The sequence below is a fragment of the Lysobacter korlensis genome (genome assembly GCF_042434515.1).
The window spans coordinates 1-502 of the sequence record NZ_JBHLTG010000066.1 but is presented as its reverse complement, the minus strand read 5'-3'; the positions used below and the strand labels follow the sequence as shown (position 1 = coordinate 502).

The window sequence follows — 502 nt, the reverse complement described above, 5'->3', positions numbered from 1 at the left end:
CACTTCGGCATGACGCCCCAGGTGGTGATCACCATGCCGCTGCTGGAAGGGCTGGACGGCGTGCAGAAGATGTCCAAGTCGCTGGGGAACTACGTCGGCGTGGACGAGGCGCCGGGCGCCATGTTCAACAAGCTGGTCTCCATGCCGGACAGCCTGATCTGGCGCTACTTCGAGCTGCTCTCGCTCAAGTCCAACGAGGAGATCGAGTCGCTCAAGCGTGACGTCGAGGGCGGTGCCAATCCCCGGGACATCAAGATGATCCTGGCCCGCGAGCTGATCGCGCGTTACCACGGCGAGGAGGCGGCGGCCAATGCGCACCGCTCCGCGGGTAACCAGCTGGCCGAGGGCGAGCTGCCGGAGGATCTGCCCGAGGTGGAGGTGGGCTTCGAGGGCAGCGAGCAGGCGCCCATCGCGGCGGTGCTCAACCGCTCCGGCCTGGCCAACAACAGCGCCCAGGCCAAGGACATGCTCGGCAACGGCCGGGTCAAGGTGGATGGCGAGG

Annotated in this window: 1 protein-coding gene; it reads left to right on the top strand. The window is 67.1% G+C overall.

Annotation, left to right across the window (positions count from 1 at the left end; translation table 11 throughout):
• Window positions 1-502, top strand: a 502-nt coding sequence (locus ACFFGH_RS34470; protein WP_512700310.1) for a tyrosine--tRNA ligase, incomplete at both ends; no start/stop codon positions are given.